10 protein-coding genes are annotated in these 13,382 nt (G+C 48.6%); 4 read left to right on the top strand and 6 right to left on the bottom strand.

The genetic code is table 11. The features are described from left to right. Positions 1-135: 135 nt before the first annotated feature. Positions 136-762 carry a GDSL-type esterase/lipase family protein gene (locus A6049_RS11025; protein ID WP_063564694.1) on the top strand — a complete coding sequence of 209 codons (627 nt, stop codon included), beginning with the start codon at positions 136-138 and terminating at the stop codon, positions 760-762. Positions 763-883: 121 nt separating this feature from the next. After that, positions 884-1,939: a phosphotransferase gene (locus A6049_RS11020; protein WP_095206050.1), complete on the top strand. Its 1,056-nt coding sequence runs from the start codon at positions 884-886 to the stop codon at positions 1,937-1,939. Between the two features lie 169 nt (positions 1,940-2,108). Here the strand turns inward: A6049_RS11020 and A6049_RS11015 are convergent, their stop codons facing one another. From A6049_RS11015 to A6049_RS11005, 3 genes are all read right to left on the bottom strand, one after another. Further along, on the bottom strand, positions 2,109-2,786 hold the full coding sequence (locus A6049_RS11015) for a tetratricopeptide repeat protein (RefSeq protein ID WP_063564693.1): 678 nt from the start codon (positions 2,784-2,786) through the stop codon (positions 2,109-2,111). A 17-nt stretch (positions 2,787-2,803) separates the two neighbouring features. Further along, the gene (locus tag A6049_RS11010) at positions 2,804-4,789 is read right to left on the bottom strand and encodes an elongation factor G (RefSeq protein WP_063564692.1); all 1,986 of its coding nucleotides are present in this window, start codon (positions 4,787-4,789) and stop codon (positions 2,804-2,806) included. 136 nt (positions 4,790-4,925) lie between these two features. Further along, positions 4,926-5,807, bottom strand: coding sequence for an AraC family transcriptional regulator (locus A6049_RS11005; RefSeq protein ID WP_063564691.1), 882 nt, complete (start codon positions 5,805-5,807; stop codon positions 4,926-4,928). 203 nt (positions 5,808-6,010) lie between these two features. Between A6049_RS11005 and A6049_RS11000 the strand changes: the two genes are divergently transcribed. Beyond that, positions 6,011-7,525: a tagaturonate reductase gene (locus tag A6049_RS11000; protein ID WP_063564690.1), complete on the top strand. Its 1,515-nt coding sequence runs from the start codon at positions 6,011-6,013 to the stop codon at positions 7,523-7,525. Next, positions 7,525-9,039: a UxaA family hydrolase gene (locus tag A6049_RS10995; protein ID WP_063564689.1), complete on the top strand. Its 1,515-nt coding sequence runs from the start codon at positions 7,525-7,527 to the stop codon at positions 9,037-9,039. Before A6049_RS11000 ends, A6049_RS10995 begins: the two co-directional genes overlap by 1 nt. Positions 9,040-9,148: 109 nt before the next feature. Here the strand turns inward: A6049_RS10995 and A6049_RS10990 are convergent, their stop codons facing one another. The 3 genes from A6049_RS10990 to A6049_RS10980 all read right to left on the bottom strand — a co-directional run bounded on the left by A6049_RS10990 (position 9,149) and on the right by A6049_RS10980 (position 13,267). Beyond that, on the bottom strand, positions 9,149-9,835 hold the full coding sequence (locus A6049_RS10990; protein WP_063564688.1) for an AlkZ-related protein: 687 nt from the start codon (positions 9,833-9,835) through the stop codon (positions 9,149-9,151). Between the two features lie 19 nt (positions 9,836-9,854). After that, positions 9,855-10,826: a helix-turn-helix transcriptional regulator gene (locus A6049_RS10985; protein ID WP_063564687.1), complete on the bottom strand. Its 972-nt coding sequence runs from the start codon at positions 10,824-10,826 to the stop codon at positions 9,855-9,857. Positions 10,827-11,239: 413 nt separating this feature from the next. Then, a complete protein-coding gene (locus tag A6049_RS10980; RefSeq protein ID WP_063564686.1) occupies positions 11,240-13,267 on the bottom strand; it encodes a beta-galactosidase in 2,028 nt (675 codons plus the stop codon). Positions 13,268-13,382: the final 115 nt, after the last annotated feature.

Below are 13,382 nucleotides of genomic sequence, written 5' to 3'. Positions count from 1 at the left end.
ACAATCCTTTATGAAACGGACAAATAAATGTGTATGCCTACGGACACCATCCCGCGCCTTGTCTCCGTTCCTCTCATACGATATATAGGAATTGTATATGGAGTAGTTTATAACACAGCAGAGAGGGGCGGCGGGATGGTATATCGATATGTGGCTATAGGAGATTCATTAACGGTAGGTACAGGAGCGCTGCTGGGCACCGGCTTTGTTCCTTTATATCGGAGAATGGCAGAAACGAATGTGCGTACGTTTGTATCCATGGATAATTTGGGCGTGAATGGACTTACGTCAGGGGAAATGCTGCAGATGATATCCAACAATCCAAGAGTGCGGCAATCGCTGCGTGAGGCGGATATTATTACGTTGTCGATTGGTGGGAACGATCTGATTCGTACATTCAAAGCGAGTGGCGGGATCCCGAATGCAAGTAAGATGACACAGGTGCTTGGGGATACTCGCAGTAACGTGTCCCAGATTATGAGGCATATCCGGCAGTTGAAAGGAAACAGTGTATATATGGTCCGTACGATTGGGTTGTACAACCCGTATCCGCAAGCGGCTGAAGCTGCATATTGGGTGCGGCAGTATAATTCCTTTCTGAATAGTGCAGGATCGGGGAACTATGCCTGTGCTCAGGTCTATGACCGGTTTGAAGGGCGTGAACGTGAACTGTTATTTTGGGACAGGGTTCATCCAAATGCAAAAGGATATCGCGTGATTGCAGAACAGTTGAATCGTACAGGATACTATCCATTTGCCTAATCAGCTGGCAGTGAAGCTTAGAATGACTATTACCTCGAAGCTGACTAGACCGAAAGAAATACTTCCGTTAAGATGAGGACATATAGAGGTTGTATTACGTGAGATAAAGGAGTTATTTTTGGTGCACATCATCGATTCAGGTTCCCTAAACGATTCAGAACAGCAGCTCATATCCACCGTTTTATCCTCATATGGCTTCACGTCCAACTGGAAAGCTCAGCGTGGAAAGGGAGGCATGAACAACTCTACCTTCATGGTAGAGATGGGCCAAGAATGTTACGTGCTGAGGCAGTATGAAACGCATAATGATCGAATGAAAATTGCTTTTGAACACGAGGTGCTGTCTGCCTTGTCACGTTCAGAGTTTGAGCTTGATGTGCCTGCGCCCGTTAACCTTCCTGATGAGAAGCATGCAACATTTCTTGCTGTGCAGGATCATTCCTCGGGCCGGAGCAAAATCGTGACGTTGTTCCATTATCGTGAGGGTCATAATCCCGTGTGGAATACACCCGATCAGCTCAGTGGGCTGGGCAGGGCGGGTGGCATGCTGTCTTCCGTTATGGCGCGCCTTCCCATAACCCTGGCTCCCGTTTATCCGCCCTATTATCAGATTCAGGAGGCTTACCCGCTCTGTTCACCGGAGAAACTATTACAACTATGCACCTCACCCCCAGATACGCTGATGGCATGTGCAGATGACTTGCAGAAGCTGAAGGTTGTATTGCCAGACTTATTCAATACGCTGCGAGGCATGGAGCTTTTACCACATCAACTGGTACATGGGGATTTGAATGCATCCAATGTATTGGCAGACTCTCAGGATATCATATGTGCCATTTTGGATTTTGAATTCGTCACATGGGATCTGCGGGTAATGGAGCTTGCTGTGCCCATGTCTGACCTTCTGACGATGGACAAGGAGCAGGCATGGATGTGGGAGGCTTTGGAGGGATTGATTCAGGGATTCAGGCAACAGGTCAGCCTGGAACCAGAGGAGCTGAGCGTGATTCCAGCGCTTATTTTGCTTCGAAGTCTGGATGTCGTGATGCATTTTATCAGTCGATTGTTCGAAGGTACAGATGAGCCTGATGTGGCTGTGCAGCAAATCAGGAAGCTGAGAGAACGGATAGACTGGATGAAAGGTAATGAGGAACGACTGCGTGAGCTGCTGACCTAGCTCTGCAACATGGGATGTATGACAAAAGTGCACTGATTTCTGCCTTGAGGCAATTATCAGTGCACTTTTTATTTGGTGAAATTTTTTATCACGAATGAATGGAATGGATGCGTACATTTCAAATTCACGACGTCGAATCCATTGCTCAATCTGACGTAATCAAACAGCTTTACAGTCCACGCTTGCGGAACCAGCTGCGAACAGCCCAGCGACGTTCCTGGCGCTTCTTATATTTTGGCAGGGAGCGATACACGTTCAGTGATTGCTCGTAGGCTTGTTTTGCATCAGCAGTACGTCCAAGGGAGCGGTACACCGAGCCGAGCAGATAATATGCTTCACTGGATGAAGAATGAATCTCCTGGAATTGCTGAACGTATGCCAGCGCTTTGTCCCGGTGAGTATCCTTGAAAGCACCTGCAAGTGTTAGATAAGGACGTCCATATTTCACTCTTGGATTAATATCCAGTGCCTGCAAAATATGACGTTCGCCTTCTTCCGTTTGGCCCAGATGAAGTTCAGTTGTGCCCAGCGCCTCCCAATATTCGGCTGATTGCTCGTAAGGACGTTCCAGTTCCAGCAGCAAGGCATGAGCTTCGCTATAACGTTTACGTTCAATCAACAGACGGGCCAGATCCAGCTTGGAAGAGACTTCATTCGGACTCATGGCAAGCTGCTGCCGGAGCCGTGAGATGTTACGCATACGTTTAAGTGGCTTCATGAAGCTTGGCATCACCCCAACATAGCGACGATCCAGGAAATACAGAATGATGAGGAAAATAATAACCGCCAAGAACGGATTGCCTACAATCCGCCACAGCAGGCCAAAGATTAGAAATTTAATCAGCACGACAAAGTCAACTCCAATTATGATGTAATCGCATTTCGAACACTTAAAATATATTTGGATTGGTCCAGCGGGTTAACTCCTCTGCGTTTCCGCGTATGGGTCTGATCCGAAGGACAATCCTGGTACCCGGCAAAAGAAGTCGTGAGCACCCCGCGTCCGCTCGTCTCTGAGCGGAGCTTCACCGGATAATCCATGGAGCTTGCCAGAGGCATACGTCCTTCAACGATGCATCGACCGCCTCCGATGATCGGCGCTTCAAAGGTTGCTCGCATATGTACCAGATCACTGAGCGCTTTACCGCCGTACTCCTCGGGGACCGTTAACCGGAAATTCAGAATGGGTTCCAGCAGGGTCGTGCCTATGCTTGCCAACCCGTCCATAATCCCCATCGGCGTGGCTACCACAAAATCCAGTGGATGGGTATGCCAGACATGATGCTCACCTTCGATTAGCGTAATGCGCAGGTCGGTAACCTCCCACCCCAATAACCCCTGAGATAGCGCTTCGGGAATGCGGCGCTCCACTTCATTCTGATAACGAACCAGAAGATGATCCGTCCGGACGGTGGATGAGTAGATCAGACCGCTACCACGTGGCAAAGGCTCAATGCTGAATCGAAGAATGGCCCAGCAAGGCTTGGGCATCGTATACGCGATGAATCCTTCCCCTGAAGAACGAGGAGTTTCCTTATAGATGACGGACGGCGGGTCAAATACAACATCCAGTCCGAAACGACTCATCAGCAGGCTGGACAGAATTTCAAGCTGAATGGTTCCCATGACTTTAAGATGCAGTTCCCGTTCTTCAGGCAACCATTGCAAATCGAGCAGGGGATCTTCATCCGTCAGCTCTTGCAGTGCCGCTACAAGGTCAGAATAACGAGCCGTGTCTTTACCATGTACCTGCACGGTCAACAAGGGAACAGCCAGCTGGGGTACAGGAGGCACACCTTCGGGGCTGCCAATAATATCACCAACATGGGTTTCGCTTAGTCCGTACAGTGCGGCGATCTGTCCAGCATGAACAGCACCCGTATCCGCCCATTTCCGACCATCCATTCGGCGAATCTGTGTCACTTTCTCTTCCAGCTCCCGAGTGGAGTTATAGATCGTATCCCGATTATACACACTGCCACCATACATGCGAACATAGGCTGTACGGCCCATCGTTTTATCCCGTTCAATTTTGAATACAACCCCGGATACTGAAGGTTCTTGAGGCTGCGCAGGTGCAGGAAGAAATTCGATGATGGCATCCAGCAGCTCTTTTATGCCGATTCCTTTGCCCGAAGCACCATAACAAATGGGGAACACTTCGCCCTGATGCACCTTTTTGCAAAATGCTTCATCTAGCTGGTCAGCTGGCAGCGTTTCACCATTAATGTAGGCTTCCATCAGATCTTCGTCGAGTTCGGCCAATAATTCAAAAAGGCCGGGGATAGAAGAAGAACCCTTCACTTGCGCTTGGCTCTCATTCCATAAAGAGTCAATGCCCTCGAACACCTCTTCATTCATCCGAAAGGTTTGGATTTCGCATACGAAGGGAGAGAGACTGGAGCGGATCTGATCGATAACCGTCTCAGCAGAAGCGCCAACCCGATCCATTTTGTTAATATAAATCAGGGTAGGAATTCCAAGCGAGCGGAGAGCATGCCAGATGGTCTCGCTTTGGGATTGGACCCCTTCCACGGCGGACACAATCAGTACGGCTCCGTCCATAACGCGCAGGGATCGCTCTACCTCAGAGCTGAAATCGATATGACCCGGCGTATCAATCAGATCAATAATCGTATCTTTCCAGATCAAAGAGGTCATAGCCGCCTGTACGGAAATGCCTCGTTCCTTTTCAATATCCAGAGAGTCTGTGGCTGTTGTTCCATCATCTACGCGACCTGGACTACGTACGACACCGCTTTGAAATAACATATGTTCTGTCGTTGTTGTTTTCCCTGCATCGACGTGTGCGAAGATGCCGATATTTCTGCGATTCAATTCGTTTAACATGGGATGTAAGGCTCCTCTGGCAGCAGAAACGCATCGTTTCCGACATTGTAATTCAGTATTATAACATACCACACGAATAGTATGGAAGAATATGTTACACACAGACAAATCTCTACATTTCAGGATGTTGTGACAATCACGTTTGATGCTGATTCTTCATGGTTTTACGGTAGGCAGCGGGTGTGGTACCCGTCAGTTTCTTGAATTGTCGATAAAAATGGGGCAGGCTCTCAAAGCCGCAGGCATCGGCAACAACGGTCATTGTCTCATCGCTTCGAAGCAGGTGCTCTTTCGCCATAATGACCCGGCGGGCCAACGCATAGTCAGTTAGTGTCATACCAGTATACCTTTTGAACGCACGGCTGAAGTGCGCCGGGGATACGGCTGCCTGCCGTGCCAGTTCCGGCAAGGAAAGGCCACTGCGCAGCTCTTCATCCATATGAGTCAGCGTAGAGGAGAGCCAGCTTGGTCCAGGAACACTTCTGGCAGGATTTGCAGGACCGACTGCCTCCAATCGCTCCAGATAAATAAGTAAGAGTTGCAACCGCAGCAGAGCGGCGTGGGCACTCAGGTGATGTTCTAACTGGAATTCTGCATGAATGTCGTCAATTAATGCAGCAACCTGGGCTTGCTCCTTGGCATCCAGATGTCTCTTGTACACCCTGCGTTTGCGGCAGCGTTCAAATAGAGAGAGCATGGCTGACGCATTGCCTCCCGCTGTGGAGGCCAGTAATCCTGGACTGAAGAATAAGGCCGACGAAGTCACCAGATTCCCGGCATCAGGCAATGCGCGATGTACCGTGCTGCCAGGAATGATGAACAAATCACCCTCCTGCATGTCTTCAAGACCGGTATCAATGAAAATGGTGCCTTGACCCCTATATACATAAATAATTTCATGCCAGTCATGAAGATGATCCGGCAACTCGTTCTGGGGGGACTTGGTATCTGCATACACCAGACGAAAGGGAATCCCCGATTCCGCCTGAATGGTTGTACGAACGGGCGAACGTTCCATTCGATCTCCTTTCAAAACAGTGCTTACAAAAAAAAGTGGTTATTTCTGATCATGAAAGAGTACATTTACCGCAATATAAGCAATTAAATTTCCTTTTATTGATGATACAATGAATTTAAAGCGTTTTCAATGGAAGCTAAGCGGCTGTGTGCCGTGCAGCGGGACATCTAATGTTGACAAATAAAACGATGAGGTGAGTGTTCATGTCGGCGAGCACGAAAAGACCAAGGCTAAAGCTGAATCTGCTTGGAAGTGATAGCCAGCGCAAGTGCAAAGAAGTGATGGAACGTCCCGTAAAGGTACTACAGATTGGGGAAGGCAACTTTCTGCGTGGGTTTGCAGATTGGATGCTTCATGAGAGTGCCAGACAAGGCAAATTCCATGGAAGTGTTGCGGTGACCCAGCCTCGGCCTGGGGGAAAGGCAAAGCTGGAACAAATTCGTGATCAGGACGGATTGTATACGATGATTACCCGGGGGCTGTCACAGGGAAAAGCAGTGGAACGGACGGAAATGATCTCGATTTTTTCACAGTGTATTAATCCATACGAAGAATGGCAGGATTTTCTGAAACTAGCGGAATTGCCCTCCCTGGAGTTTGTCATCTCCAATACAACCGAATCGGGATTGAAATATACGCATTCAGAGTACACGCAGGGTGAACCGATACTATCATTTCCGGGTAAGCTGACGGTCTTCTTGCATCAACGTTATCTGCGGTTTGATGGGGACCCATCCCGAGGGTTGATTCACCTGCCGTGTGAGTTGCTTGAGGGCAACGGGGATGTACTGCGCAGTTGTGTGCTGCAGCATAGTGAAGATTTCGGTTATTCTGAAGGCTTCCGTTCATGGATTGAGAACCATAACTTGTTCCTGAACAATCTGGTTGACCGGATTGTCACGGGTGCACCGACTTCGGAAGAAGCCGATTCCCTGACCAATCGCTGGGGATACGAGGATCAACTGGTCAATACGGCAGAGCCATATCATTTCTGGGCCATTCAGGCAGATGAAGCACTGGATAAGAAACTCCCCCTGAAACAGGCGGGACTCAACGTACATTGGGTGAAGGATTTGAAACCTTTTCAGCTGCGCAAGGTTCGTATTTTGAATGGTGCTCATACCCTCATGTCTTCGCTCGGCATTCTGCAAGGCAAGGAACATGTGAGAGAAACGATGGAAGACCCAGAGTTTGGCTCTTGGGTCAGAGAAGCGGTACATCAGGAGATCGTGCCTGCACTGGATATGCCGGATCATCATCTGGATCAGTACGCAGGGGAAGTGTTTGAACGTTTCCTCAATCCGTATATTAATCACAAGCTGCAGGATATTGCATTAAATACAGTAGGAAAGTTCAAGGTCCGTGTGCTGCCTACACTTTTGGCCTATGAGCAAAATCAGGGAACCTGGCCGGCTCGGCTCGTGAAAGGATTTGCGGGATTATTGTGTCTGTATCGTCCAGTGAACACGCCGGACGGTTATATGGCACAACGATTGAACGGTGAGTCTGTCCTGCTTCGGGATGATGCGGATGTACTGGCTGCACTCGCCATACATTGGGATCGTTATGATCCTCTGAAGAGGGATACGCAGCAATTAGACCAGAGTGTCGCTGCTGTATTATCTGATGTATCGATCTGGGGAGAGAATCTGGATGATCGACAGGGGCTTCGCGAAGCACTCGTTCACGAAATTGGTTTGCTGGAAGGTGAGAGTTAATGAACACAACACGTACAGTCAATGACTGGATTGCGATTCAACCGCAGGATGATGTCATTATAGCTCTTCGGGATTATGTAAAAGGGGAAAGTATTATACTGCCAGACAGCACTACTTTTACACTAAGGGATGATGTGCCCAAAGGTCATAAAATTGCTGTGCATACCCTCGCACCGGGCGAGGATGTTATGAAATATGGTTTTTCCATTGGGATAGCCAAGGAACAGATCGAACAGGGGAGCTGGATTCACAGTCACAATCTGAAAACAGGACTTCACGGTTTACTTGAATACCAGTATCAGCCGGGACCATCTGTCCAGACGGACATGCCTCCGGAACATCTACGTTCATTTGATGGGTATCTGCGTCCTAACGGTGAAGCAGGTATCCGTAATGAAATCTGGATTGTAAATACGGTCGGCTGCATTAATAAAGTATGTGAGGCATTGGCTCGTATGGGCCTGTCGCAGTTCGGCAGCAGGGTGGATGGTGTATATCATTTCCCACACCCATTCGGATGCTCGCAGCTTGGAGATGACCTGAAATATACGCAGCAGGTATTGGCTTCCCTAGTGGAACACCCGAATGCTGGCGGCGTGCTGGTCATTGGTCTGGGTTGCGAAAATAATCAGGTAGACCAGTTCCGCGAATGTATCGCACCGGAATATCAGGGGAAAGTCCGTTTTCTCAAAGCGCAGGAAACAGATGACGAACTTGAGGAAGGACTGCGTCTGATGGAAGAACTCGTGGAGCTCGTCGAACATGAACAGCGTCAGCCACTACCTTTGAGCAAGCTCAAAATTGGATTGAAGTGCGGCGGTTCGGACGGTCTGTCCGGGATTACGGCGAACCCGCTCGTTGGCTCCGTTGCGGATATGCTGGTTGCTGCCGGAGGTACGGCTATTTTGACCGAAGTTCCCGAGATGTTTGGTGCAGAGACCATACTGATGAATCGGGCGGCCAATGAGCAGGTGTTTGATAATTTGGTAGACTTGGTGAACGGCTTCAAGCAATACTTTGTGAACCACGGTCAGAATATATATGAAAATCCTTCACCAGGGAATAAAGCAGGCGGGATTACCACGCTGGAAGAAAAGTCTTTGGGATGTACGCAAAAGGGAGGACGTTCTTCCGTAGTTGATGTACTTCGTTACGGCAAACGTGTCACTCAAACCGGCCTGAACATCGTGGAGGCTCCGGGGAATGATCTCGTGTCTGTTACAGCACTGTCAGCTGCGGGTGCGCACATTGTTCTTTTCACGACAGGTCGCGGAACGCCGTTTGGAGGCCCGGTACCTACTGTCAAGATTGCAACCCAATCTGACCTCGCAAATCGGAAAAAGCACTGGATCGATTTTAACGCAGGTCAACTGCTGGAAGGTAAGACGATGGAAGACGTGAAAGTGCAGCTGTTCAGTCAACTGATCGATATTGCTTCAGGACGGGCGCATACGCTTAGCGAGCAGCATGGATTTCGGGAAATTGCGATATTCAAGGATGGAGTTATCCTGTAATTGTACTCGTTCGTTGCTTTATATCTGTTGCATGTATAGTAAAGGTATATACAGCAAATCCCGGTGGCCCTCTTCGGCTTCCGGGATTTGTCGTTTATAAGTATTTCAATCAATGTATCGCAAAAGATTTTTTGATTTTGGTCAGTGCGGCAGCAGAAGTGTGTTTCTCCAATTGCTGTACCAGGAGTTCGCTCGCATCTGCAACGCTGCCCTCAAACGGTTCAATACCTTGACGCTTCATCCAGCAGCCTGAGGTCTCATAAGCAGAGCTGTTCCAAGCGACCTTGCCTTCAGCGAGGCCTTCTTTTTCTTTGGTGCCGCAGATGACAATGGCGCTAATGCCTTGAAGGTCCAGCAGCCCCTGGTCAAATGCTTTTTTGTCCTCTTTGGCTCCAAAACCTGCTTGTGAACGCAGCGTCCGTCCATCAATCCCCTCATGCTTCTCGATTATCTCATACAGTTTGAATGCTTCTCGAGAGAGCAAACCCGCGTCATATTGTTCCTCCATGACTCTGGAGTCCGCTAGCAGACGGTGTACCCATGGGAAATATTCGCGTGAGACAAGAATGGCTTTCTTTTTGAGAAATTTGCCATAAGCAGCGATCCCTTCCTCAGCCAGACGTGAACGCCACAACCAGGGATCAAGCGCGTTATCTTTGTGCCAGTTTTCTTGAGGCGTTATGGAGGACAGTGAAGGGTATTCAGGAAATAAAGGGGCGAGTGGGAGCAGTCCCACAGCCTCTATTCGCTGCACAGCTTCTTCGTAAGTTACGATCGATTCATGCTCATTCATCATGATTTTGGCAAGCTCCTTTTTAGCGTGTGCTACAACGATTATTGTTGGAGGTAAGATACATCTGGTATACTTCCTCGGCATGTTTGCGAATCTCGCAGCGAAGGTTCTCGGGTTCAAGTACTTCTGCTTCACTTCCAAGTCGATAAAAGAATCGTACGGCCCAAGCCCACTCACCGGGAGGGCAGAGAAAGGACAGTTCCCATACATCCGGAGCAATCTCGGTCATCCGTTCGCCAATATGCTTGTCCTGTTCTGCCTCGATCATTCCGCTGTAACTCAGACGTGCGGTAACACGTGTCGGAGAAGGTTCGGGAGATTTCGGTTTGCTGCGCTGTCGCTTTGCCTGTTCTGCCAGCTGTTGTGATTCAAGCAGCTCAACCGGTGTAATGTCCAGAATGCGGTCTGCCCTGAACAGGCGCTGTTCACCGTGCTCCTCTGAATACGCTTCACAATACCAGAAACCGGCTGAAGCATACACTCGAATGGGGCAGATCGTTAGCCAGCGTTGACGGGAAGCAGAGCGGTACAACATACGCAACCACCCTTGTTCCGGGATACAAGCCATAAGCGGTTCCAGATGATGAAGGATGTAGTTTCGTTCGGGAACATCATGCTTCAGTTGTTTGAGCATAGGATCCATCCTTGCTTTGACATCATCCGGAATAATGCTTTTGATTTTGTCCATTAATGTCCAGCGTTTCTCTTGAAAAGGGGTATCTGCATAATGGCTTAGGCCTTCGAGAGCAAAGATGAGAGTAGCTGCTTCAACCGGGTCTAATTGCAGTGGGGGCAGTACATACCCCTCCATAAGTCTGAAGCCGCCTCCGGGACCGGAGATAGCAATGATCGGGACATTCATCTCTGAGAGAGATTGGATATCCCGCAGGATGGTACGGCGGGAAACTTCAAACTTTTCTGCAAGTGAATGTGCCGTTTCGTGACCGTGCTGCAATGCCATAACGATGGCGGCAAGCCGATTTGTTCTATTCATGTCAGCCACTCCGTTTCGAGGGTTGCGCCGCCGGAAAGGATGCTGGAGTGTTCCTCCCATTGTAGCAGTGTATAAGTGACATCATGATTGTCACCAATATTTCGCAGCATTATATTATTTATTCTATACAGTGCAGCGCCTACTTTCGGAGGGCCGCTTCCTTTTCCCGGCGGGGCGTCGTTAAATTGTGTGTCTCGTCCAATTCGCTTCGCTTCTCGGTATTTCCTTCTAACCGATAGCCTCACAAATAATGACAAAAAACCGTATCCGGTCTAAACGGATACGGGAAGTAGCAGATTGAAACAAGTTCAATCATATAATACTTTAAATTTTAACAATTGACACGCTTTTAAGCCACAAATAACGATCAGTGCGATCTCCATGTAACATGTTGTATCATCGATTTTCGAATATTATTTCATTTCAAGCAGTTGTACACCGCGTCCTTCAATCTCGATCGTACCTGAAAGGGACCGATCTGTAAGCAAATCATGAGCCTCTGCTTTACCCAAATCATAGGATTGAGCGGTAGCATTGTGATTCATGATAAACAGGTACTGTTGTCCATCCTTGGTACGAGCAGTCACTTCGACACCTTCCGGAGTATCCAGAAGAGAAGCAATATTTTTGGTTGCAGCCAGTTGTCCCAGCAAGCCGTCCAGGAATCGATCTTCCGGGTCGGAAGCTACGTACCAGGCTTCACCTTGACCAAATGTGTTACGGGTTACCACAGGCATGCCTTTGTAGAAGTCGTCTCCATACTCGGCAATGATCTCTGCACCTTCACTGTGCAGCAAGTCACACAACATGCCGCAACCATAGTCTCCTTGAAGATCGCCATAAGCCTCTTTCATGACCATACGGTTTCTTTGCTCAGGCAGCAGTGCATCAATTTCTTCAACCCAGATACCGAGCAGTTTGCGAAGTTCACCCGGATAACCCCCGGTTGTTACGATATCACTCTCATTGACGATACCACTGAAGAAGGTTGTCAGGAATGTACCACCTGCTTCAACGAACTTCTCCAGTTTGGACGCAAAGCCTGGTTTAACCATATAGAGCACCGGAGCGAGCACGATGTCGTATTTGCTGATATCGGTATCCACACTAACGATGTCCACCTGAATGTTGCGGCGGAAGAAGGCAGCGTAGTATTTGTGAATTTGATCTACATAGTTCAGTGCAACCGTAGGTCCGCTGGATTTCTCGATTGCCCACCAGTTATCCCAGTCAAACACAATCGCGACTTTGGCATCCACAGTAGCATCCAGCGTTTTGTCTCCCAGCAACTGTAACTCCTTGCCCAGCTCCGCGACTTCACGGAATACACGGGTATGCTCATGTCCTACATGTTCAATGACTGCACCGTGATATTTCTCGCAGGCGCCCACAGAGCGGCGGAGCTGGAAGAACATGATCGTATCCGCACCATGGGCAACGGACTGGTAGCTCCACAGACGCATGACGCCGGGGCGTTTCAATGAGTTATAAGGCTGCCAGTTCTGCTGGCTTGGTGTCTGTTCCATGAGCATGAACGGCTGTCCGTCCTTCAATCCACGCATCAGATCATGAGCCATAGCTGTGAAACTTACCGGAGTCGCAAGACCCGGATAGCTGTCCCAGGAGACGATATCCATATATTTGGCCCATTTGAAATAGTCCAGCTGTTTGAAGAATCCCATCAGATTGGTCGTAACGACCGAATCCGGGATATGTTTTTTGATCGCATCATATTCCAGACGGTAACAATCGAGCATACTGTCGGAGTTGAAGCGGGAGTAATCAAGTGAGATGCCCTGGAAGGTGGAATTGTTGTTTCCCCAGTGCTCGCTCAGGTTACTTGGCAGTACAATCTCATCCCAATCGTAGAATGTATGCCCCCAGAAATTGGAGTTCCATGCTTTGTTGAGCTGCTCCAGGGTCTGATAACGTTCTTTGAGATACACGCGGAACGCTTTCTCGCAGTTATCACAATAACAGTCGCCGCCATATTCGTTGGAGATATGCCATACAAGCACACCAGGGTGATCCTTATAACGTTCCGCCAGCTTGTCTGCAATTTTCTCGGAGTATTTGCGGTAGGTTGGGCTATTCGGACAGGAGTTATGCCGTCCACCGAATTTGCGTTTACGTCCATCTGCATCCACACGCAGTACATCCGGGTATTTCTTCGCCATCCATGCTGGATGAGCAGCAGTGCTTGTCGCTAGGCAAATGTAAACGCCGCTTTCATAGAGACTGTTAATTAACTGGTCGAGTCCTTCAAAATTATAAGTGACTTCATCAGGCTGAATCAGTGCCCATGAAAATACGTTGATGGTCGCAATATCAATACCTGCCAATTGGAACATGCGCAGATCTTCAAGATGAGTCTCATGATCCCATTGTTCAGGGTTATAGTCGCCGCCGTAGAACATTTTGGGTAACTTGCTGCTAATCAAATGTGTTCACCTCTTGTATAAGAATAAATCTATACTATATGATGGATATGACTTTTAAAATATAAGAAAAGTAATGAGACATATAAGAATACGGAACTGTAATTTTGCTTTTTGT

The sequence above is a fragment of the Paenibacillus sp. O199 genome (assembly GCF_001636635.1).
Lineage (GTDB): Bacteria > Bacillota > Bacilli > Paenibacillales > Paenibacillaceae > Paenibacillus > Paenibacillus marchantiae.
The sequence above is the reverse complement of the archived record's forward strand: the minus strand, read 5'-3'. Positions and strand labels throughout refer to the sequence as shown.